Raw genomic sequence first — 20,038 nt, 5'->3', positions numbered from 1 at the left:
GACCGATTGCCCCGGACCAGATCATTCACGCACGATTTCCCCCGTGAACACACGGCTACGGGGGATCGCGAAGCACACCGAGGAGATCGTCCGAATGGGGAAGTACCACGCCCCGGACGGGCGTGAGGTGAGGAGTCGCGAGGAGGCGGACGCGGCGCCTCCCACGACGCGGCTGCACGGGCCAGGGCCGGTTCCGGTCACCTCGAACGGGCCGTGCGGGCGGGACCGGCCGTACGGGCCGGGCGGTGGCCCTCGCCCCCGCCCGCACCGTAGGGCTTCGGCTCAGCGCCAGCCGTAGAGCTCCCTCAGCCGGTTCACGACCAGATTGAACCGCCCCCGGTCCAGCGCGCACGCCTCGCGCCGCATGCCCTTCTCGTGGACCCGCAGCACCCGGTCGACATTGACCCAGGAATCACGGCCCGCGCGGTCCCACGGCCCCACGCCGATCGGCACCCACTCGCGGTCGTTGTTGTGGCGCTTGCTGGAGAGCTGTACGGCGAGCAGTGTGCCGGCCGCCTCGCGGGCGACCACCAGCACCGGGCGGTCCTTGCCGCGTCCGTCGTTCTCCTCGAAGGGCACCCAGGTCCAGACGATTTCGCCGGGGTCGGGGTCGCCGTCGTGTTCCGGGGCGTACGAGGTCCGGACGGCGCCCACCTGGCGGGGCTCGGCCTCGGTCGTCGCGGCCGGACCGCCGCGACCGGGCAGGTCAAGGCTGTCGTCGTTGGCGTGATGGGTGTCGCGGTTGCCGCTGCCGGCATCGGAGAAGGGCCTCATCCGCACGACGTTAGATCCCGTCCACCGAGGTCCGTCGGCCGGGTCTCCACACCGGCCGGAAGGCCGCGGTGGACGGGGTTCTGGACCAACTGGCATCCGTTGTCGGTGATTAACCGGCATCCGCCGGACCGCGCCGTCGGCCGTCTGGAAGGATCCGGGAGCGATGAACCACTTACCTGAGCAGTTCTCCGCCGACCACCCCGTTCCGACCAGTGCCGATGTCGCACGACTGGCCGGAGTCTCGCGGGCCACCGTCTCGTACGTACTGAACAACACCTCGGCCGTACGGATCAGCGAACCCACCCGGATCAAGGTGCGCGAGGCCGCCGAACGACTGGGCTATGTGCCGCACGCCGCCGCCCGCAGTCTGCGGGCCGGGCACACCCGGATCGTGCTCCTGCCCTCGGGCCGAGTCCCCGTCGGGCGGTTCTACAGCCGCTTCTTCAACGAACTCCAGTGGGCCCTGCGCCGGCTCGACTACACCGTGGTGCAGTACGGCAGCCTGGGCCTCGACGGGGACGGGGCGGCCCGTGCCTGGGCCGAGTTGCGGCCCGTCGCCGTCGTCTCGCTCGGCGAGGTCACGCTGACACCGCAGGGAGTGGACACACTCAAACGGTCCGGCGCGCGAGCCGTCATAACGCTCGGGCCGGAACCGGTCGAGGGCGCCCACGCCCTGGTCATGGACCAGCGCGAGATCGGCAGCCGGGCGGTGGCCCATCTCATCGAGCGCGGCTACCGGCGGATCGGTGTGGTGATGCCGGACGAACCCGGGCTGGAAGTCTTCGCCGAGCTGCGCCTGACGGGCGCCCGCGCCGCCGCGGCCGGTACCGACGCGCGCATCGAACCGCTCCCGCTGGTGTACGAGGAGGAGCCGGCGGCCGGCCTCGCCGCCCGCTGGCGCGGGCTCGGCCTGGACGCCGTCTTCGCTTACAACGACGAGTACGCGATGCTCCTGATGCGGGCGCTTCTGGACGAAGGGATCAGTGTTCCGGGGGAGACCGCGGTGATCGGCTCCGACGATGTGCTGCTCGGCAGACTGCTGCGCCCCCGGCTCTCCACGGTGCATATCGACCTGGTGACAGGACAGCGGCTGGCGGACCTGGTGGACCGGGTCGTCCGTGACCCGGACGGGGAGCCGGAACGGCTCGACCTGATGGGGGCGCGGGCCGTCCACCGGGAATCCACCTGATCCGACCGGACGGTGACCGGGGGCGGAGCGCCGCCGGGAGCGGTGGTTCCGGACGGGACGCTTCGGGCGGAATGCTCGGGAGAGCGCCGCTCGGCACCGTCGGGCGGCGACATGCGGCTACCCGGCGGGGTGGCTAGCGTCGGCCGCATGACTACCGTTCCGCGGCGCTTCGAGATCCTGCTGGTGGCCGAGATCACCGACGAGCATCACCACGGCCCGCCCACGGCGGCGAACGCTCTGCGCTCGGCCGTCGTCGAGGTGACGGGCGAGACGGGATCCTCCGGCTACCCGCGCTACGCGGGCGAGGGCATGGAGGCGGACATCGACCCCGAAACCCGCACGGTGGAAGCGTTGTTGATCGACGGTGAGGAGCTCGACTACGGCCTGTCGGTCCGGGTGATCGCAGCCCCCGGCGGACTGACGCGGGGACCGGACTGACGGCGGGGACGACGTGGCCACGCTGCACGGCCGGCCCTTGCTCCGGCGGGCCGGCAGCCGGAGCGGGGCGGCGTCGGCGCCGTGACCTCAGGTCTTCAGGGCCTGAGAGCGTGAGGGCTTCACGGCGCGTTACGACGTGAGGCTTCGGGGCGGTTCTGCCCGTTGACAGCGGGCGCCGCCGGGCAGAGACTCGGGGGCGATCATGGTGAACCACGGTTCACCCGGCGAACAAGCCGGCGTGGTGTGTCGCCGTCCTCGGAGAGAAGCCGGAGCGGAGATCCGATGAGCATTCGCGACGTCTACATCGTTGACGCCGTCCGTACTCCGATCGGAAAATTCGGCGGCGCCCTGTCCTCCGTGCGCCCCGACGACCTCGCCGCGCATGTGGTGAAGTCGCTGGTGAGCCGCTCCCCGGAGCTCGATCCGGGCAGGATCGACGATGTGGTCCTCGGGGACGCGAACGGTGCCGGCGAGGACAACCGCGATGTGGCACGCATGGCCGTCCTGCTCGCCGGACTACCGGTGACCGTGCCGGGCGTGACCGTCAACCGGCTCTGTGGTTCCGGCCTCGAAGCGGTCATCCAGGCGGCCCGCGCGATCGCCCTCGGTGACGCGTCCGTCGTCGTGGCGGGTGGCGTCGAGTCGATGTCCCGGGCTCCCTGGGTCCTCCAGAAGCCGGAACGGGCCTTCCCGGCCGGCCACCAGCAGCTGCACTCGACCACCCTGGGCTGGCGCATGACCAACCCGGCGCTGCCCGAGGAGTGGACCGTCCCGCTCGGTGAGGGCGCCGAACTGATCGCGGACAAGCACACGATCACCCGTGAACAGCAGGACGCGTTCGCCCTCGCCAGCCACCGCAAGGCGGCGGACGCCTGGGCCGCGGGTCTGTACGACGGCGAGGTCGTCCCGTACGACGGTGTGGAGCTCGGCCGGGACGAGTGCGTCCGGGAGGGCGGCTCGATGGAGGCGCTCGCCAAGCTGAAGCCGGTCTTCCGTACCGACGGGACCGGGACCGTGACGGCCGGCAACGCCTCGCCCCTCAACGACGGAGCCGCCGCGCTGCTCCTCGTCGGCGAGGACGGCCTGCGCGAGACCGGGCGCGAGCCGCTCGCCCGGATCAGGAGCTCCGCGGTCACCGGCGTCGAGCCGCAGCTCTTCGGCCTCGGGCCGGTCGAGGCGGTCCGGCGGGCCCTGGCCAAGTCGGACCGTACCTTCGCCGACCTCACCACGTTCGAACTCAACGAGGCTTTCGCCGCCCAGTCGTTGGGCTGTCTCGCCGAATGGCCCGGTCTCGATCCGGCCGTCGTCAACCCGCGCGGCGGCGCCATCGCCCTCGGTCATCCGCTCGGCGCCTCCGGTGCGCGCCTCGCCGGATCCGTCGCCCATCAGCTCGCCGCGGCCGGTTCCGGTACGGGCCTCGCCGCGCTCTGTATCGGCGTGGGCCAAGGCCTCGCGCTCGTCCTGGAACGCTGACGGTCGGCGGCTGACGGGGGCACGCACACGGCCGGGGCCCGGTCGGCTCATGACTCGGGTCCCCGGCCGTGCCCGAGGTCTTCATGACGAACCCTGGCTAGGGTCTTTCGTTTGGATCAGGCCGGATCAGGGAGCGGGGTCTGGTGCCGTGGATCGCAAGGCGGAGGAGTGAGGCGACGCGGAGCGTCGTGGAGTGACGACAACGCGGCGAGGCGCGGTGCCAGGGCACGCGAGCCCGGCAAGATCCAAACGAGAGGCCCTAGGAGCCCTGGGCGCCCTGAGGGGTCTCGGCGCCTTCGGCGGCGGACTGGGCCTCGGCCTCGGCGACCGACTTGCGGACCTCGTCCATGTCCAGCGCGCGCGCCTGGCCGATCACGTCCTCCAGGGCCGTCTCGGGCAGTGCGCCGGGCTGGGCGAACACCGCGACATTCTCGCGGACGATCATCAGCGTCGGGATCGAACGAATGTCGAACGCGGCGGCCAGCTCCTGCTGCGCCTCCGTGTCGACCTTGGCGAACACGAGGTCGTCGTGACGCTCGGAGGCCTGCTCGTAGACCGGGGCGAACTGGCGGCACGGACCGCACCAGGAAGCCCAGAAATCGATCAGAATGAAGTCGTTCTCCGACACCGTCTGGTCGAAGTTCTCCTTGGTGAGTTCCACTGTGGCCATGGCCTGAATACCTCTCTCTGCTCTCCGGGTGAAGCCGCCTGCGACAACGGTGCGCGTCTTCGGCGTATTCCTGGCCCCTGCCCGAAGATCGTGTGGCCATGCGAACGGCACCGCACCAGACTGATCCCATGACGGAACCCATGGAGTACGACGTTGTGGTGGTGGGCGCGGGACCGGTCGGGGAGAACGTCGCCGACCGGGTCAGGGCCGCCGGGCTGAGCGTGGCGGTCGTGGAGAGCGAGCTGATCGGCGGCGAGTGTTCGTACTGGGCCTGTATTCCCAGCAAGTCCCTGCTGCGCCCGGCGCTCGCACGTGCCGAGGCCCGCCAGGTACCGGGGCTGCGTCAGTCCGTGCGGGGGCCGCTGGACGCCAAGGCCGTGCTCGCCCACCGTAACGAGTTCACCTCGGACTGGAAGGACGACGGCCAGGTCGAGTGGCTCGACGGCATCGGAGCCCGGATCTACCGGGGCCACGGACGGCTGGACGGCACCAAACGGGTCACCGTCACCGGCCGCGAGGGGGACGAACAGGTGCTGACCGCCCGCCACGCCGTCGCCGTGTGCACAGGCAGCCGGGCCGTACTGCCCGATCTCCCGGGGCTCGCCGACGCCAGGCCCTGGACGAGTCGCGAGGCGACCAGTTCCCAGGAGGTCCCGGGCCGGCTGGTGGTCGTCGGCGGGGGCGTGGTGGGCGCCGAGATGGCCACCGCGTGGCGGGCGCTCGGCGCGGAGGTCACGCTGCTGGTCCGCGGCGGCGGCCTGCTGCCGAAGATGGAGCCCTTCGCCGGAGAACTGGTCGCCGAGGCGCTGACGGAGGCGGGAGCCACGGTCCGTACGGGGGTCTCGGTCGTCGCGGTCGAGCGCGACGGCGGGAGGGGCCCGGTGACCGTGGCGCTGGGGGACGGCGAACGGATCGAGGCCGACGAGGTGCTCTTCGCCACCGGGCGCGCCCCGCGTACGGACGACCTGGGCATGGAGTCGGTCGGTCTGGAGACGGGCTCCTGGCTCGCGGTCGACGACAGCTGCCGGGTCGAGGGCATCGACTGGCTGTACGCGGTCGGCGACGTCAACCACCGTGCCCTGCTCACCCACCAGGGCAAGTACCAGGCCCGTATCGCCGGACCCGCCATCGCGGCCAGGGCACAGGACGCGTCCACGCCGGACTCGCGGGATCCGTCCACGCCGGACTCCGGCACCTGGGGCGCCCACGCCGCCACCGCCGACCACGTCGCCGTCACCCAGGTCGTCTTCACGGAACCCGAGGTCTCCTCCGTCGGACTCACCCTCGCCGAGGCCGAAGCGGCGGGCCACCGTGTCCGCGCCGTCGACTGCGACCTCGGCGCCGTCTCGGGCGCGGCCCTCTACGCCGACGGCTACCGGGGGCGCGCCCGCATGGTCGTCGACCTGGACCGGGAGATTCTCCGTGGGGTCACCTTCGCGGGCCCGGGGGTCGGGGAGATGCTGCACTCCGCGACGATCGCGGTCGTGGGGGAGGTGCCGATCGCCCGCCTGTGGCACGCGGTTCCGGCGTTCCCGACGATCAGCGAGGTGTGGCTGCGGCTGCTGGAGACCTACCGCGACGGCGACACTCTCTGAGCGATGTCACGTACGGGCGACCGCGTACGGGTGACGGGGCGCCCCGTGCGGATCAGGGCGCCCCGTCGGCCGGTCACTCGGTCGGCCGGTGGCACTCGCTCAGCAGTACTGCGATTCCTTGCCGATGGACCGGTACATGCAGTCCGAGTTCTCCAGCAGTTGCAGCACCGCGTCCCGGTTCCTGCTCGTCTCCCGGTCGATCACCTCGTCGGGCGGGTAGAAGCCGCCGCCCGAACTCGATGAGGGGTACATCTCGAAGGTGTACGCGAAGACCTTCTGCGAACCCCACAGCCAGTCGTCGATCGAGCCGTCCGTGATGTAGAGGTCACTGGACTGCTCCGGGGTGTAGCCGTTGCTGGCGGCCATCTTCCCGCCCACGGCGGCGAAGGCGTTCCGGTCGTCCGCCGTCATCCCGGTCGTGGTGTTGGCCGTGGTGTAGCCGAAGGGCCAGAGCACCAGCTCGCTGTAGGTGTGGAAGTCGATCGCGGCCTTCAGCTGCTGTTTGCCACCGACGACCCGGCTGCGTGCGAAGTTCGCCACGACCTTCACCTCGGGCGCGGACTCGGCCGCGCTGCCCCGGTAGGTGTCCGAGGACGCGCTGCCGGACGAGCCACCGCAGCAGCCCCACTGGTACGCCCAGTTGCGGTTGAGGTCCGTACCGACCGCGCTGGAGCCGGAGTTGGCCTGGCGGTTCTTGCGCCAGCTGCGGTACGAACCGGTGGCGATGTCGTACTCGCCGCCGTCCGGGTTGAGGTCCGGGACGATCCAGATCTCACGGCTGTTGACGATGTTGGTCACGCGCGAGTCGGAACCGTACCCGGAGGTGAACTGCTTCAGCAGATAGAGCGCCATCTCCACCGTGAGGTGCTCGCGCGCGTGCTGGTGGTGCGTGAACAGGACTTCGGGCTCGCTCTCGTCGGTGCCGACGTTGTCGCTGACCTTGACGGCGACGATGTTCCGGCCCTGGGAGGAGGTGCCGATGACGCGCTGGCTCACGATGCCGGGATTCGCCGCGACGACGGAGCTGATCTCGCTCGTCATCTCCGCGTAGTTGTGGTATTTCGAGTCCGCGGAGGGGAAGTCGAACGGCTTGACGACGCCGTTCACGGTGCGATCAGGGACGGCGCCCAGCGGCGTTGGCTCGTAGCCGAGTGCGCGGAGCTTCTTCGCCTGCGCGGGATCGGCGGAGACGACCACACTCTCGCTGTCCGACTCGTCGATCGTCACACCGGTCCTGGCGAGCGTGGTGCGTGTCGCGGAGGTGGCGTGCATCTGGATCTCGTACTGCTGGATGTCCTCGTCTGCGGCCGTCGCCTCGTCGGAGGCCGCCGGGGGAGCGGAACCGCCGTTGTCGGCCGTGGCCGTGGCGGTGAGGCCAAGTGCCAGGGTCAGCACGGTCGCCAGGGTGGCCGCCCGTCTGCGTCTGGTGCCGCCGCTTCCGCGGGTTCGGAGTCGCATGAAGTCTCCTGGGAGTGGAGTTGTGGGGGTGTCACCGCGACGTGGTGGGGGTCACTGCGACGCGCCCGGTGCGGGGTGGGAGGGAAGCGCGTGTGGTCTGTCCGGGGCCATCCTGAACGCATGGCATGACCCGGTCAATAGTGTGATGCGGATGAACAGTACTGGCAACTTCCGTGAAATAAAGGCGAGTTGGCGCGATGAGACCGGTGCTCATGTCGCCCGGGTGCGGGCGGGACCCATGGTCGCCCGCTTCCGGGTCTGCCGGGCAGCGGCGCGCCGAGGGGGGTGCCGTCGGCCCGCCATTCATCCGATGAGTGAGGGAAGGGGATCCGGAGATCGTCCTGATAGATGCATTGACAGCTACTTGTCATGCTCCAATCATCGGATCTCATGACTGAACTCCCCAGACGCCACCTGATCGGAATGACGGCAGGAGCGGCGATCGGCGCCGCTCTGATCCCCCCGGCCACGGCTGAAGCGAGTGCGCACACCGTGCCCACGGAGACGGGCGCGGACAAGGGCACGGGCGCGGATACGGACACGGAGGCGGAGAGGGAACGGCCGGGTGATGGCTGGGGCACGGTCCCGGCCGCGGTGCCGGTTCCGCTGGAGCGGTGGTTCGACAACGACGGCATTGACACCGAGGACGCCCGAGGGGGCGACTTCGACGGCTCCGGCTACACCTTCCCCGGTGAGGAACTCCCCTCCGGGGAAGTGGAGTTCGGCGGCATCGGCTATCTCTTCCCGACCGCCACGGCGGGGGCGAAGAACAACATCGTCGCCCTCGGGCAGCGCGTCGAGCTGCCCCCGGGCCGGTATCTGTCGGGCCACTTCCTTGTCGCGTGCAGCTACGGCGCGGCCTCGGGCGCCGTCACCATCCACTACGCCGACGGTTCCACCTCGGCCGCGGCCCTCGGCGGTCCCGACTGGTACGTGGGTACGGGGGGTCTGGCCGCCCCGTACCGCTACGGCCCCACCGGGGCCAAGGACCCGCACCAGGTTGTCATCGCCGCGTCCGAGATCGCCGTCGACCCGGCCAGGGAGGCGGTGGCGCTCACCCTGCCGGTCACCCGCCCCGCCGAACCCGACGCCTCATCGCTGCACATCTTCGCGATCTCCCTCCAACCGGTCGCCGAGGGGCGGGTGCTGGCGGTACGGGACGCGCACTCGACGTCCTCGTCGCTGGACCATGGCGCCCAGAGCGTCGAGGCCACGGTCGTCAACGCGGGCACGGTGGGCATCCTCGCCGCCGACGCGCTCAGCCTCTCCGTGGACGTCCCGGGCGCCCGTACCGTCGCACCGGCCACGGTCACCCGGCTCGCCCCCGGCGAGCAGGCCCGCGTCCGGATCGGGATCCGCCCCGGGCCCGGCACCGCGCCCGGGACCAGCCGGGACGGCCGGGTCGTCGCCCACGGCCGGGGACAGCAGGCCGCGCACGCCCGGCGCGCTCTCACCCTCGGGGTGCCCGACTATCGGGCCGCCGACGACTCCCTGAACACCCATCAGGCGCCGTACTGGTTCCAGGACGCGAAGTTCGGCATCTTCATCCACTGGGGGGTGTACTCCGTGCCCGCCTGGGCGCCGGTCGGTGTGCAGTACGCCGAGTGGTACTGGGCCCAGATGCAGGACCCGGCCAACCCGACGCACGCCTACCACCGGCAGACGTACGGCGAGTCGTTCGCCTACGACGACTTCATCCCGCGCTTCCGCGCCGAGAAGTTCGACCCGAGGTCCTGGGTCGAGCTGTTCCGGGACGCAGGGGCCCAGTACCACGTCCTGACCTCCAAGCACCATGAGGGCTTCGCCCTTTGGGACACCAAGGTCTCCGACCGCAACTCCGTGAAGATGGGGCCGAAACGCGACCTGATCAGGGAACTGTTCGACGCGTCGCGCCGCTACACACCGGAGTTGCACCGGGGCCTGTACTTCTCGATGCCGGAATGGTTCAACCCCGACCACCCCTGGCAGGGGCACGCGCCCCGCAATCCGTACACCCTCGAACCGGTGCCGTACACGGGGCACACAGCCGGCAAGGACTACATCAAGGATCTCCAGGCCCCGCAGATGCTGGAGTTGATCCACGGATACGACCCCGAGGTCCTCTGGTGCGACATCGGCGGCGACAACGACAGCCACCGGGTCCTGGCCGAGTACTTCAACCACGCCAAGAACCGGGCGCGCCCCGTCGAGGTGACCGTCAACGACCGCTCGGGCATCGGCCCGCACGACTTCACCACACCCGAGTACACGACGTACGACACCGTCGTCACCGCGAAGTGGGAGGCCAGCCGGGGGCTGGACCCGCGCTCCTACGGGTACAACCGGGCCACTCCCGACAACAGGTACATGACCACCGAGGAAGTTGTCCGCTCCCTCGTCGACATCGTCTCGAAGAACGGCAACTTCCTTCTCGACATCGGTCCACGGGCCGACGGCACGATCCCGGAGATCATGGAGCGTCGGCTGCGCGAGACGGGTCAGTGGCTGAAGGTCAACGGCGAGGCGATCTACGGCAGTACGTACTGGGCGAGAATGCCGCAGCTCGGCGAGGACCTGCGCTTCACGGTCCGGCAGAACAAGGCGTTCTACATCCACTCGCTCACCGAACCGGGCAGCACCCTGACGGTCGAGGCACCGGTGCCCATCAGGCCCGGCGACCGGGTGACACTGCTCGGCCACGGCCGGCCGCTGAGCTGGCGTACGACCGGCGGCAAACTGGTTGTCGACGTACCGGCGGCCGCGCGCGGTACCGGACGGTACGTGTGGGTGTTCAAGGTCGACTGGCGGTCCTGAACCACGCGTGCGACGTCACGTGGCGGGTGAACTGGTCGCGGGAGCGGGGTCGTTGATGCTGCGCAGTTGCTGGAGCTCGCCCCCGACCTTCGTACGGAGCTGCTTGAGGACGGCGGGCTTGGCACCGATGGCCCATTTCGGGCCGACGAGATAGGTACCGCCGTACATGCTCGCGGTGTCCAGCCACGTCTGTTTGAACTTCTCGGCGGGGAACGTGGTCACGATCCAGTTCCCCCGGGACGTCTTGCACACCCCTTCGCGCAGTTCGTCGGCCTCCATCCGGATATCGGCCTCGCAGCCTGTGAGAGAGGCGATCTTCTCGATGTTCGCGGGTGCCGGGGAGGGTACGCCGCTGGTACTCGGCTTGGGGCGGGCGGCGTTACGGGTGTCGGGCTGGTCGGCCGAGCAGCCCACGAGGAGCGCGGGCAGGAGGAGGGCCGCGAGGAGCGCGACGGCGCGCGGGGGGTGGGGGCGGTAGAGCGTCACCGGTTGTCCCTCGTTTCGCATGGTGGTTCGGGCGTCCGAAGGGATACGGATGGGAGGGCCGGTCCGTTCACGCGATCGGGAGTTCCCCGGCCGGGGCGGGCTTGATGTTGTGGTTGAGGCGGAAGACGTTGTCCGGGTCGTACTGGGCCTTCACGGCGGCGAGACGCCGGTAGTTCTCGGAGCCGAGCCCCGCGACCACGCGCTCCTCTCCCTCGCTCCCGATGAAGTTGAGATACACGGCACCGCTCGACCAGGGAGCGACATCGGCCCGCAGGTCACGGGCCCACTGCCTGCCCCGGTCGTCGTCGGCCGGGTTGTCCCACAGCCCGAAGGGGTGCACCACCCACGGCGCGCGACGCCAGGGCAGGGGGCGGTCCATGGGGCCACGGGCGACCGCGCCACCCTGCGGGAACAGCACATGCTGCGAGGGCGAGGGCACGATCATGTCGTCGGCGCGGGCGCAGAAACGGTCGACAGCTTCATCGGGGAGGCTGTCGAGGTGCTCGGCGGACCAGTAGTTCCGGTAGCCGGACGGGGCGTCGAGCATGCGTTGCAGCTCGGCGTACGGCAGTTCGGCGATCATCTCGGCCTCGTGACCGAGGCCCAGCATCGGCCGGGCCACCTCACGTGCCGCCGCCTCGTCGCCCGTGTACGTGATCAGCACAGCGCACACGAGCGTGCCCACCAGGCGCTCCGGTACGAACGGTTCGGGCGGCGCGGTGATGTATATCAGCCCTCCGCCGACCTCGTCCGGCGCCGATTCGATGAAGTCCCGGTAGGCGCGCAGGACTTCCGGTCCCGCCTCGGGCGCCCACAGCAACAGGTCGGCGGTCATCGCGGGCAGTGGATACAGTCGGAAAGTCAGCGAGGTGGCCACACCGAAGTTGCCGCCCCCGCCGTGCAGCGCCCAGAACAGCTCGGGGTTCTCGTCCTCGCTCGCGCGTACGGCGTTTCCGTCGGCGGTCACCAGCTCCACCGAGAGCAGATTGTCGCAGGCCAGACCAAACTTGCGGTCCAGCCAGCCGGTGCCACCACCCAGTGTGAAACCGCCGATCCCTGTGCTGGACACCCGGCCGCCGGTCGTCGCCAGGGCGTGCGGCTGTGTCGCCCCGTCGAGATCGCTCATCACCGCGCCGCCGCCGACCCGCGCGGTGAGCGCGTCGGCGGCGACCGAGACCGCGTTCATCCGGCGCAGGTCGATGACGAGACCACCGTCGCTGAGGGCCATGCCCGCGACGCTGTGCCCGCCGCCGCGGACCGCGGTCTCCAGACCGAGGCCGCGTCCGAAACGGATGGCCCGTCCGACGTCGGTCCCGGTCGCGCACTGGGCGATGACCGCCGGGCGCCGGTCGATCATCCCATTGAAGATCGCGCGGGCCTCGTCGTAGGACGTGTCCGAAGGCTCGATCACGTCGCCCTCGAGGCCCGCGCGGAGGTGGGCGAGAGCCGTGTCCTTCTCTACGTCACGCAGTGCCATGTTGTCCCCGCTTCCCGCGGGGAGGAGGCGCCCCCCGCTGTCTCGGGCGGCCGTTCTCACGTACTTCGACGGTAACCCCGGAGCCGTACCCCGGTCATGTGCAGGGCCAGGTGTCAACGGCACACCCGGACCAGGGACCGGCTGATCAAACCGAACCGCCCAGGCGCCGGAGCAGTGTCGGGATGTGACTGCGGTCCACGTCCTTCACCGCGGTCACCAGCGTGACCGGCTGCTTCCTGGCGATGGTCAGCAGGTGGTCCAGGACGTCCCGGTGCACGGCGTCGTCGAGTTCGTCCCTGTACCGGGACGCGAACTCCTCGTACCGGGAGGCATCTTGGTGGTACCAGGAGCGCAAGTCCGCCGACGGGGCGATGTCCTTGAGCCATTCGTCGATGTCAGCGCGTTCCTTGGACACGCCCCGGGGCCACAGCCTGTCCACCAGGACACGCGTCCGGTTCGCGTCGGCCGGGTCCGGGCCGTCGTACACCCTTCGTACGGCGAAGGTGTCCATCACGCGTCCCTCTCGATCCCGTGCCGGTCTCCGTGCCTTGTACCAGGCTCGGCCGGTGCCGCGTCCCCCGCAAGGTGGGGGGGACGCGTGGCCGTCGTGGTGCGGGTGCGGGTCCGGCGACGCAGGCTTGTCGGCATGAACAACTTTCCGACCACCGACACGTCCGCCCCACGGCACGCGGAAGGATCCAGATGAGCACCTATCGAGTCGCAGAGGCCGCCGACCCCGGCGGTCCGTTCCGGATCGTCGAGCGCGAGGTGCCACAGCCGGGCCCCGGCCACGTACGGGTCGCCGTGGACGCCTGCGGGATCTGCCACAGCGACTCCCTGTTCGTCGACGCCGGGATGCCGGGCGTCAGGTTCCCCCTGGTTCCCGGGCACGAGATCGCCGGACGCATCGAGGCGCTCGGCGAGGGAACGACGGGCCGGCAGGTGGGCGACCGGGTGGCGGTGGGCTGGTTCGGCGGCAGCTGCCACCACTGCACGCCCTGCCGGCAGGGTGACTTCATCGTGTGCGAGAACCTGAAGGTACCCGGATGGGCGTACGACGGGGGATACGCCGAGACCGTGATCGTGCCGGAGGACGCCCTGGCCCCGATCCCCGACTCGCTGGCGGCGACCGACGCGGCGCCTCTGGCCTGCGCGGGGGTCACCACGTACAACGGGCTGCGGCGCAGCTCCGCCCGGCCGGGAGACCTGGTCGCCGTACTCGGCATCGGTGGCTTGGGGCACCTCGGGGTGAAGTACGCGGCCGCCATGGGATTCGAGACCGTCGCCATCGCCCGCGGTGCCGGCAAGGCCGACTTCGCCGCGCGACTCGGCGCGCACCACTACATCGACAGCACGGCGGACACCCCCGTCGCAGACGCGCTCCAAGCGCTCGGCGGAGCCAAGGCCGTCCTGGCCACCGCCGCCAACTCCGAGGCCATCACGGCGACCGTGGACGGGCTGGTCCCCCGCGGTGAGCTGGTGGTGATCGGCGCGGACACCGAGCCGCTGGGAATCAGCCCGAACCAGCTCCTCCTCCAGGGCAAGATCGTCCGCGGTCACCCGTCCGGCACCGCGCAGGACATCCAGGACACCCTGGCGTTCAGTGTCCTGCACGGGATCGTGCCGATGGTCGAGGTCGTGCCCCTGGACGACGCCGATCAGGCATACAAGAAGATGCTCTCCGGCGCCGCCCGCTTCCGGATGGTGCTCACCAACCGCTGATGGGGCTCACCATCCGCTGACGCCCGCGCCCCCGGAACGGGTCCCCGTCCCCTGCGCCTACTCGGTCCCCTGTGCCTACTCGCTGTCCAGGTCCAGGAGGACCTTGGACGCAAGGGTCCGGTCTCCCGCGAGATCGAAGGCCGAGGCGGCCTCGGCCAGCGGGAAGGTGTGGGTGATGACGGGCTCGACGTCGAGCCCGTCGGCCAGCAGCGAGAGCGCCTCGTCGAAGTCGGCGTCGAAGCGGAACGAGCCGCGCACGGTGATCTCGCGGGTGACCACGGTGTTCCCCAGGAATCCGATCTCACCCGGCGGGAGCAGGCCCAGCAGCACCAGCGTGCCGCTGCGGCGTACCCGCTCGACGCAGGTACGGAGTCCGGCCGGCGCGCCCGAGGCCTCGATGGCGATGTCGGCGTCCTGCGCCCGTTCCTGCTCGTCCGGGCGGTCCGCCCGGACAGTGGTGGTGGCGCCCACCCGGGTGGCCAGCTCCAGAGGCTGTTCCAGGAGATCACTCACGATGATCTCGGCCGCGCCCGCGTGGCGCAGGACCGCCACGACGAGCAGGCCGATCGGCCCGGCGCCGGTGACCAGTACGCGCTTGCCCGCGACGTCCCCCGCGCGGCGCACGGCGTGCAGGGCCACGGACAGCGGCTCGGCGAGAACGGCCCGGCGCGGGCTCAGCCCGGCGGGCAGCGCGCGCACCTGGGCGGCGGGTACGACGATGCGCCGCGCGAAGCCGCCCTGGACATGCGGCGTGCGGGCCGCACTGCCCAGATAGCGGGAGTGGGCGCACACGTTGCGGTGGTCCTCGGCGCACTCGCGGCAGCTGTCGCACGGAGTCGCGGGATGGATGGCCACCGGGGTGCCGACGGCCGGGCCGTCCGCGCCGGGGCCGAGCGAGGCGACCCGGCCGACGACCTCGTGGCCGAGCACCATGGGCTCGCGCAGCTGGAAGTCACCGACCGCGCCCCGGTGGTAGTAGTGCAGGTCGGATCCGCAGATCCCGCCCAGCGAGACCGAGACGGCGATCTCGTCAGGGCCGGGGACGCCGGGGTCGTAGGCCTCGACACGCAGGTCTTTGGCCCCGTGGACGACGCAAGCTCGCATGGTGGGTGCTCCGGGGGTGTGGCGGCCGGTGGCCGGCGATGTGGTGACGGCCGCCGATGCTGTGGTGGCCGGTGGTGCGGGTGGCGACCGGGCCGTCAGAGGACGGAGAGCATGCCGCCGTCGACGTACAGGATCTGCCCGTTGACGAAGTCGGACGCGGGCGAGGAGAGGAAGACCAGCGCGCCGATCAGGTCCTCGACCTCGCCCCAGCGCCCGGCCGGGGTACGGCCGCGTACCCAGGCACTGAACTCCTCATCCGCGACGAGCGCGGCGGTCAGTTCGGTCCGGAAGTACCCGGGCCCCAGGGCGTTCACCTGGATCCCGGAGGGGCCGAGGTCCGCGCACATTCCCTTGGTGAGCAGCTTCAGACCGCCCTTGGTGGCCGCGTACGGCGCGATTCCGGGGCGTACGACCTCGCTCTGGAGCGAACAGACGTTCACGATCTTGCCCCGGCCGCGCGGGGTCATCCTGCGGGCGACCTCACGGCCCACCAGGAAGGCGCTGGTGAGATTGGTGTCGAGCAGGCGGTACCAGTCGTCGTCCGCGAAGTCGGTGAAGGGCGTGCGGTGTTGGGCGCCGGTGTTGTTGACCAGGATGTCGATGGGGCCCGCCCGGTCCTCGACCCGCGCGATGCCGTCGGCCACGGCGGCCGGGACCGTCACGTCGAAGGCCTCGGCCAGGACCGTGCCGCCGGTGAGGTCGGCCAGTTCCCGGCGGGTGCGTTCCAGCGCGGTCTCGTCACGGCCGTTGAGGACGACCGTGCAGCCGGCTTCCAGCAGGCCCTGGGCCAGCGCACGGCCGATGCCCCGGCTGGAGCCGGTGACCAGGGCGACGCGTCCGCCGATGTCGAAGAGCGGGTGACTCATGCGGGGTCCTTACGGGGAACGGGGCTGGACCCCGGGATCGCGGTGCGGGCCGGGTTCCCGCCCAGCACGTCGAGAATGTTGTCGGCGGCGAGGTCGACCATGTGGGCCCGGGTCGACTCGGTGGCCGAGCCGATGTGCGGAAGGGGCACCACGCGCGGGTGGCGGGCCAGGGCAGTGGGCTCCGGGCCCATCGGCTCGCGCGCGAAGACGTCCAGACCGGCCGAGTGGAGGGTGCCCGCGTCCAGCGCCTCAAGAAGGGCGTCCTCGTCGACGACACCCCCGCGAGCGGTGTTGACGAGGGTGGCGGTCGGCTTCATGGCACGCAGCTCGGCCGCCCCGATGAGATTACGGGTGGCGGGGCTGAGCGGGACGTGCAGGGAGATGATGTCCGACTCGGCGAGGAGGGTCGGCAGGTCGACCGCCACGGAGCCGTTCTCGTCCGGTGCGATGTCCCCCGTGCCGTCCGGGGCGGTGCTTCGGGAGTGGTGCAGCACCCGCATGCCGAATCCCTTCCCCCGCCGGGCCACGGCCTGGCCGATCGCGCCGTAGCCGATGATGCCGAGGGTCGCGCCGTACACGTCGAGACCGAGGTGGCCGCCCATGTCGAAGGCCTGCCACTCACCGCCGAGCAGGCTGTCGCGGGCGGTGCCGAGCCGTCGGCGCGCCATGAGGAGCAGTCCGAACGCCAGGTCCGCGGTGGTCTCGGCCAGCACGCCCGGGGTGTGGGTGATGACGATGCCGCGGTCGGCCGCCGCCTGCTGGTCCACCCCGTCGAACCCCATGCTGGCCAGGCTCACGACCTTCAGCGAGGGTCCGGCCGCGTCGAGCAGAGCGGCATCGACGGAGTCGTTGCCGAGGCACAGGATCCCGTCCACACCCGCGGCGAGCTCGTGCAGTGTTTCCGGGGCCGGCTTGCCGGGGCCCGGAGGACGTACCAGGTCCACCGCCGCACCCAGCCGGTCCAGGCCGCCCCCGGGAAGCATGGGACGGGTGGTGAGCACGCGCTGCGCCATACCCTCTCCTCTTTCCACTCAGTGAGAAATGAATCCGTTGAACGGAAACCATGGTGTTCATCGAGGTGGAGAGATGTCAACCATCGTGTTCTGCGGCGAGACCAAATCCACTGAATGGAAGCCATTTCCGTACAGTGGCAAACCGAGTGGTATTTTGGCGCCGTGCACACCAATGACGTACCAGCCGATGTAGTGGGCAGGGCCGTGCGCCTGCTGGTCCTGGTCGGCGGACACCCGCACGGCATCACGTTGTCGGAGCTGGCCCGTGAGAGCGGCGTCCCCGTCAGTACGTCACACCGGCTGGTGAACGCGCTGTGCCGGGAAGGCCTGGTGGAGTTCGAGTCGTCCGGCAAGCGCTACAAGCCCGGTCTGCGGCTGTTCCAGCTCGGCCAACGGGCGGGCCAGGCCTACGGGTTCGCGGGCACCGCCCTCCCGGTCATGCAGGAGGTGACGCGGGCGACCCAGGAGGCCACCCTGATGTCCGTCCTCGACGGGACGCGTCATCTGTACGTGCACTACGTGGACGGACCGCTCACGGTCGGGGTACGCAGCGAACCGGGCCGGCACGGCCCGCTGCACTGCACCTCGATGGGCAAGGTCCTGATGGCCTTCGCCGCCCAGGACGTCCGCGCCGACCTCCTGGACCGGGTGGAACTCACGCCCTACGGGCCGAACAGCATCACCGACCGCGAGGTGCTGCGCGAGGACGTACGGCTCGCCGCCGAGCGCGGCTATGCCACGGCCGACGAGGAGCACCACCAGGGACTGCGCGCCGTGGCCGTGCCCATTCTGCGTCCCGACGGCGGTGTGTTCGCCGCGCTGTCCACGGCCGCTCCCGCCTTCCGCCGCACCATGGACGACCTGGTCACGATGGTGCCGCTGCTCCGCTCGGCGGCCGCCGAACTGAGTGCCCGGCTGCCCCCTCGCTGAGAGGCGTTCACCGAAGGGCGTTCGCCGGGGGCGTCGCAGGGTCGGCTCTTCAGGTCCTGTCGCCCTGCCGGTCGGTCTGGACGAACGCGCCGATGAGCTCGTGGAAGACATCGTGCACGGCGAGCGCGGGCTCGGACAGCGGCTGGTGGTGCGAGAAACAGAGGGAGAGCGTCACCTCGATCGAGGGGCCGGTGATCCTGCGTACCGTGACGTCCCTCGCCTCACGCGTCGCCCGGGCCAGCGACCGGGGAAGCACCGTCGCCCCCATCCCCTCGACCACAGCGGCGACCAGAGTCGATGTCGATTCCGCCTCGCCGATGACTCTCGGTTCGACGGAGGCCGTCCGAAGGGCGTGGTCCATCACCTGCCGGATGGTGTGCGACGGGCTGGGCAGCAGCAGTTCGGCGCCCGCCAGCTCGCTCAGCGCGACCTCAGGGGCCTGCGCGTCCCCGGCCGGGGGATCGTGCGGTGCCGCGTCCGGCGCCGTGACCAGGAAGAGCTCCTCGGTGAGCATCGGCTCGAACTCGACGCCGCGCATGGGCCCGGATCCGTAGATGAACGCCATGTCCATCCGGCCGGTCATGATCGCTTCGCTCAGCACCCCGCCCGAGTTCTCGTTGAGGTGCAGAACGATGTCCGGATACCGCTCCCGCACCGCGCGGAGCAGCGGAAGCGCCAGCGCCGCGCCCGTGCTGCACGGTGCGAGGCCGACCGAGACCCGGCCGGCCGGTGTCCGGCCGCCGGTCCCGACGGCGGCGTGTGCCTGCTCGACCTGGTGCAGGATGAGCTGCGCGTGCCGGTAGAGGGCCCGGCCCGCCTCCGTGGGGACGACACCGCGCTTGCTGCGGATGAGCAGCTGCTGCTTGAACTGGGCTTCCAGGGCGGACACTTGCTGGCTCAGCGCGGGCTGCGCGACATGAAGGATGTCGGCGGCGCGCGTGATGCTTCCCGCGTCGACGATCTTTACGAATGAGTGGAGCCGTCGCGTGTCCATCGACCCTGACCCTCCGGTTCCGTGTCGGGGGCGGAGGCCAGCAGGATACGCGCCCCTCAGTGCCCATGTTCCCCGGCCGCCGGGTCCGCGAGCGGCTCCGCTGCCGACTCCGTGCGCTGCCCACATCGGCTGATCCATAAGCCCCGCGCGGGCCGATCCATAAGTGGCACCGATCACGTCACGCAGAACAGGTATTTGTCGGCGACGGGTGGCTGAAAGTAGCTTCCTCGTCATCCAACGTTCCCTCGCCGGAGGCCGCTATGACGCTTGCAGTTGATCTTGTCGCCGACCTCGGCGAAGGCTTCGGCGCGTACCGGATGGGCGACGACGAAGCACTGCTCTCCCTGCTCACCTCGGCAAACATAGCCTGCGGATTCCACGCGGGCGATCCCCGGATCATGGACGCCACGGTCCGCTCCTGTGTCGGCCGCGGTGTCGGCGTCGGCGCCCACCCCAGCTTCCCCGACCTCGTCGGGTTCGGGCGGCGCGCCATGGACCTGACACCGGACGAGGTACGCACCGACATGCTGTACCAGATCGGCGCCCTCCACGCCTTCGCCGTCGCCCATGGCACCCGCGTCGCGCATGTCGCGCCGCACGGACGGCTCGGCAACCTCGTCGCGGTCCGTGCGGACTACGCGCGGGCCGTCGTGGACGCGATCGCCTCCCTCGACCAGACGATCATCGTCCTCGCCCAGGACGGTGAGCTCGCCACGGCAGCGCGCGAACGCGGCCTTCGGGTCGGCATCGTCGGCATCGCCGACCGTGCCTACCAGGACGACGGCACCCTGGTGCCGCGCGGCGAGCCCGGCGCGGTCATCACCGCCCCGGAGGAGATCGCGCGGCGCACCGTCCGCATGGTGACCGAGGGCGTCATCCGCTCCGTGGGCGGCAACGACATCCCGGTCGAGTGCGACACCGTCCTGCTGCACGGTGACACCCCCGGGGCCGTCGCGTGCGCCCGCACCGTACGTGCCGCACTGGTCGACGCGGGCGTCGAGATCGCCGCGCTCGCGGACGTACTGGACCGAAACGCACGACGAGCGGCGGCCTGAG

At 70.7% G+C, this 20,038-nt stretch carries 18 protein-coding genes; 8 read left to right on the top strand and 10 right to left on the bottom strand.

Annotation, left to right across the window (positions count from 1 at the left end; translation table 11 throughout):
* Positions 1 to 282: 282 nt before the first annotated feature.
* Positions 283 to 705: a type II toxin-antitoxin system PemK/MazF family toxin gene (locus tag ACIQD6_RS10770; protein WP_401880808.1), complete on the bottom strand. Its 423-nt coding sequence runs from the start codon at positions 703 to 705 to the stop codon at positions 283 to 285.
* A 232-nt stretch (positions 706 to 937) separates the two neighbouring features.
* Between ACIQD6_RS10770 and ACIQD6_RS10765 the strand changes: the two genes are divergently transcribed.
* The 3 genes from ACIQD6_RS10765 to ACIQD6_RS10755 all read left to right on the top strand — a co-directional run bounded on the left by ACIQD6_RS10765 (position 938) and on the right by ACIQD6_RS10755 (position 3,874).
* On the top strand, positions 938 to 1,963 hold the full coding sequence (locus ACIQD6_RS10765; RefSeq protein WP_401880548.1) for a LacI family DNA-binding transcriptional regulator: 1,026 nt from the start codon (positions 938 to 940) through the stop codon (positions 1,961 to 1,963).
* 147 nt (positions 1,964 to 2,110) lie between these two features.
* The gene (locus tag ACIQD6_RS10760) at positions 2,111 to 2,401 is read left to right on the top strand and encodes a hypothetical protein (RefSeq protein WP_401880546.1); all 291 of its coding nucleotides are present in this window, start codon (positions 2,111 to 2,113) and stop codon (positions 2,399 to 2,401) included.
* A 282-nt stretch (positions 2,402 to 2,683) separates the two neighbouring features.
* Positions 2,684 to 3,874: a thiolase family protein gene (locus ACIQD6_RS10755; RefSeq protein ID WP_401880544.1), complete on the top strand. Its 1,191-nt coding sequence runs from the start codon at positions 2,684 to 2,686 to the stop codon at positions 3,872 to 3,874.
* A gap of 259 nt (positions 3,875 to 4,133) precedes the next feature.
* On the opposite strand, the gene trxA is transcribed toward ACIQD6_RS10755, so the two are convergent.
* The gene (gene trxA, locus ACIQD6_RS10750; RefSeq protein WP_401880543.1) at positions 4,134 to 4,544 is read right to left on the bottom strand and encodes a thioredoxin; all 411 of its coding nucleotides are present in this window, start codon (positions 4,542 to 4,544) and stop codon (positions 4,134 to 4,136) included.
* A 128-nt stretch (positions 4,545 to 4,672) separates the two neighbouring features.
* Here trxA and ACIQD6_RS10745 point away from each other — a divergent pair, with 128 nt between their 5' ends.
* Entirely contained in the window at positions 4,673 to 6,139 is a 1,467-nt protein-coding gene (locus tag ACIQD6_RS10745; RefSeq protein ID WP_401880542.1) for a dihydrolipoyl dehydrogenase family protein, read from the top strand.
* A 99-nt stretch (positions 6,140 to 6,238) separates the two neighbouring features.
* On the opposite strand, the gene ACIQD6_RS10740 is transcribed toward ACIQD6_RS10745, so the two are convergent.
* On the bottom strand, positions 6,239 to 7,597 hold the full coding sequence (locus ACIQD6_RS10740; protein ID WP_401880540.1) for a M14 family metallopeptidase: 1,359 nt from the start codon (positions 7,595 to 7,597) through the stop codon (positions 6,239 to 6,241).
* A 390-nt stretch (positions 7,598 to 7,987) separates the two neighbouring features.
* Between ACIQD6_RS10740 and ACIQD6_RS10735 the strand changes: the two genes are divergently transcribed.
* Complete coding sequence (locus tag ACIQD6_RS10735) at positions 7,988 to 10,390, top strand: alpha-L-fucosidase (RefSeq protein ID WP_401880538.1); 2,403 nt, start codon at positions 7,988 to 7,990, stop codon at positions 10,388 to 10,390.
* A gap of 15 nt (positions 10,391 to 10,405) precedes the next feature.
* Here ACIQD6_RS10735 and ACIQD6_RS10730 read toward each other — a convergent pair whose 3' ends face one another.
* The 3 genes from ACIQD6_RS10730 to ACIQD6_RS10720 form a co-directional block, all read right to left on the bottom strand.
* Positions 10,406 to 10,876 (bottom strand): hypothetical protein, encoded by a 471-nt coding sequence (locus tag ACIQD6_RS10730; RefSeq protein WP_401880537.1) that lies wholly within the window; start codon positions 10,874 to 10,876, stop codon positions 10,406 to 10,408.
* Positions 10,877 to 10,943: 67 nt separating this feature from the next.
* Complete coding sequence (locus ACIQD6_RS10725) at positions 10,944 to 12,353, bottom strand: FAD-binding oxidoreductase (RefSeq protein ID WP_401880535.1); 1,410 nt, start codon at positions 12,351 to 12,353, stop codon at positions 10,944 to 10,946.
* 145 nt (positions 12,354 to 12,498) lie between these two features.
* Complete coding sequence (locus tag ACIQD6_RS10720; RefSeq protein ID WP_401880533.1) at positions 12,499 to 12,864, bottom strand: DUF488 domain-containing protein; 366 nt, start codon at positions 12,862 to 12,864, stop codon at positions 12,499 to 12,501.
* 191 nt (positions 12,865 to 13,055) lie between these two features.
* On the opposite strand from ACIQD6_RS10720, the gene ACIQD6_RS10715 reads away from it, so the two are divergent.
* A complete protein-coding gene (locus ACIQD6_RS10715; protein ID WP_401880531.1) occupies positions 13,056 to 14,075 on the top strand; it encodes an alcohol dehydrogenase in 1,020 nt (339 codons plus the stop codon).
* A 75-nt stretch (positions 14,076 to 14,150) separates the two neighbouring features.
* On the opposite strand, the gene ACIQD6_RS10710 is transcribed toward ACIQD6_RS10715, so the two are convergent.
* The 3 genes from ACIQD6_RS10710 to ACIQD6_RS10700 form a co-directional block, all read right to left on the bottom strand.
* Entirely contained in the window at positions 14,151 to 15,179 is a 1,029-nt protein-coding gene (locus ACIQD6_RS10710; RefSeq protein ID WP_401880529.1) for an L-idonate 5-dehydrogenase, read from the bottom strand.
* A 95-nt stretch (positions 15,180 to 15,274) separates the two neighbouring features.
* On the bottom strand, positions 15,275 to 16,045 hold the full coding sequence (locus ACIQD6_RS10705) for an SDR family oxidoreductase (protein ID WP_401880527.1): 771 nt from the start codon (positions 16,043 to 16,045) through the stop codon (positions 15,275 to 15,277).
* Positions 16,042 to 17,058 (bottom strand): 2-hydroxyacid dehydrogenase, encoded by a 1,017-nt coding sequence (locus ACIQD6_RS10700; protein WP_401880526.1) that lies wholly within the window; start codon positions 17,056 to 17,058, stop codon positions 16,042 to 16,044. Before ACIQD6_RS10700 ends, ACIQD6_RS10705 begins: the two co-directional genes overlap by 4 nt.
* A gap of 162 nt (positions 17,059 to 17,220) precedes the next feature.
* Between ACIQD6_RS10700 and ACIQD6_RS10695 the strand changes: the two genes are divergently transcribed.
* A complete protein-coding gene (locus ACIQD6_RS10695; RefSeq protein ID WP_401880524.1) occupies positions 17,221 to 17,988 on the top strand; it encodes an IclR family transcriptional regulator in 768 nt (255 codons plus the stop codon).
* A 49-nt stretch (positions 17,989 to 18,037) separates the two neighbouring features.
* Here the strand turns inward: ACIQD6_RS10695 and nac are convergent, their stop codons facing one another.
* Positions 18,038 to 18,982 carry a nitrogen assimilation transcriptional regulator NAC gene (nac, locus tag ACIQD6_RS10690; RefSeq protein WP_401880522.1) on the bottom strand — a complete coding sequence of 315 codons (945 nt, stop codon included), beginning with the start codon at positions 18,980 to 18,982 and terminating at the stop codon, positions 18,038 to 18,040.
* A gap of 260 nt (positions 18,983 to 19,242) precedes the next feature.
* On the opposite strand from nac, the gene ACIQD6_RS10685 reads away from it, so the two are divergent.
* Positions 19,243 to 20,037 carry a LamB/YcsF family protein gene (locus ACIQD6_RS10685; RefSeq protein ID WP_401880521.1) on the top strand — a complete coding sequence of 265 codons (795 nt, stop codon included), beginning with the start codon at positions 19,243 to 19,245 and terminating at the stop codon, positions 20,035 to 20,037.
* Position 20,038 lies beyond the last annotated feature (1 nt).

It is taken from the genome of Streptomyces sp. NPDC088400 (assembly GCF_044753355.1).
Classification (GTDB): Bacteria; Actinomycetota; Actinomycetes; order Streptomycetales; family Streptomycetaceae; genus Streptomyces.
The sequence above is the reverse complement of the archived record's forward strand: the minus strand, read 5'-3'. Positions and strand labels throughout refer to the sequence as shown.

Bases quoted from the DNA above. Each gene is read 5' to 3' on its own strand.
- ACIQD6_RS10765 (WP_401880548.1), top strand. From the start codon at position 938: ATGAACCACTTACCTGAGCAGTTCTCCGCCGACCACCCCGTTCCGACC.
- ACIQD6_RS10760 (WP_401880546.1), top strand. From the start codon at position 2,111: ATGACTACCGTTCCGCGGCGCTTCGAGATCCTGCTGGTGGCCGAGATC.
- ACIQD6_RS10755 (WP_401880544.1), top strand. From the start codon at position 2,684: ATGAGCATTCGCGACGTCTACATCGTTGACGCCGTCCGTACTCCGATC.
- trxA (WP_401880543.1), bottom strand. From the start codon at position 4,544: ATGGCCACAGTGGAACTCACCAAGGAGAACTTCGACCAGACGGTGTCG.
- ACIQD6_RS10745 (WP_401880542.1), top strand. From the start codon at position 4,673: ATGACGGAACCCATGGAGTACGACGTTGTGGTGGTGGGCGCGGGACCG.
- ACIQD6_RS10740 (WP_401880540.1), bottom strand. From the start codon at position 7,597: ATGCGACTCCGAACCCGCGGAAGCGGCGGCACCAGACGCAGACGGGCG.
- ACIQD6_RS10735 (WP_401880538.1), top strand. From the start codon at position 7,988: ATGACTGAACTCCCCAGACGCCACCTGATCGGAATGACGGCAGGAGCG.
- ACIQD6_RS10725 (WP_401880535.1), bottom strand. From the start codon at position 12,353: ATGGCACTGCGTGACGTAGAGAAGGACACGGCTCTCGCCCACCTCCGC.
- ACIQD6_RS10720 (WP_401880533.1), bottom strand. From the start codon at position 12,864: ATGGACACCTTCGCCGTACGAAGGGTGTACGACGGCCCGGACCCGGCC.
- ACIQD6_RS10715 (WP_401880531.1), top strand. From the start codon at position 13,056: ATGAGCACCTATCGAGTCGCAGAGGCCGCCGACCCCGGCGGTCCGTTC.
- ACIQD6_RS10710 (WP_401880529.1), bottom strand. From the start codon at position 15,179: ATGCGAGCTTGCGTCGTCCACGGGGCCAAAGACCTGCGTGTCGAGGCC.
- ACIQD6_RS10705 (WP_401880527.1), bottom strand. From the start codon at position 16,045: ATGAGTCACCCGCTCTTCGACATCGGCGGACGCGTCGCCCTGGTCACC.
- ACIQD6_RS10700 (WP_401880526.1), bottom strand. From the start codon at position 17,058: ATGGCGCAGCGCGTGCTCACCACCCGTCCCATGCTTCCCGGGGGCGGC.
- nac (WP_401880522.1), bottom strand. From the start codon at position 18,982: ATGGACACGCGACGGCTCCACTCATTCGTAAAGATCGTCGACGCGGGA.
- ACIQD6_RS10685 (WP_401880521.1), top strand. From the start codon at position 19,243: ATGACGCTTGCAGTTGATCTTGTCGCCGACCTCGGCGAAGGCTTCGGC.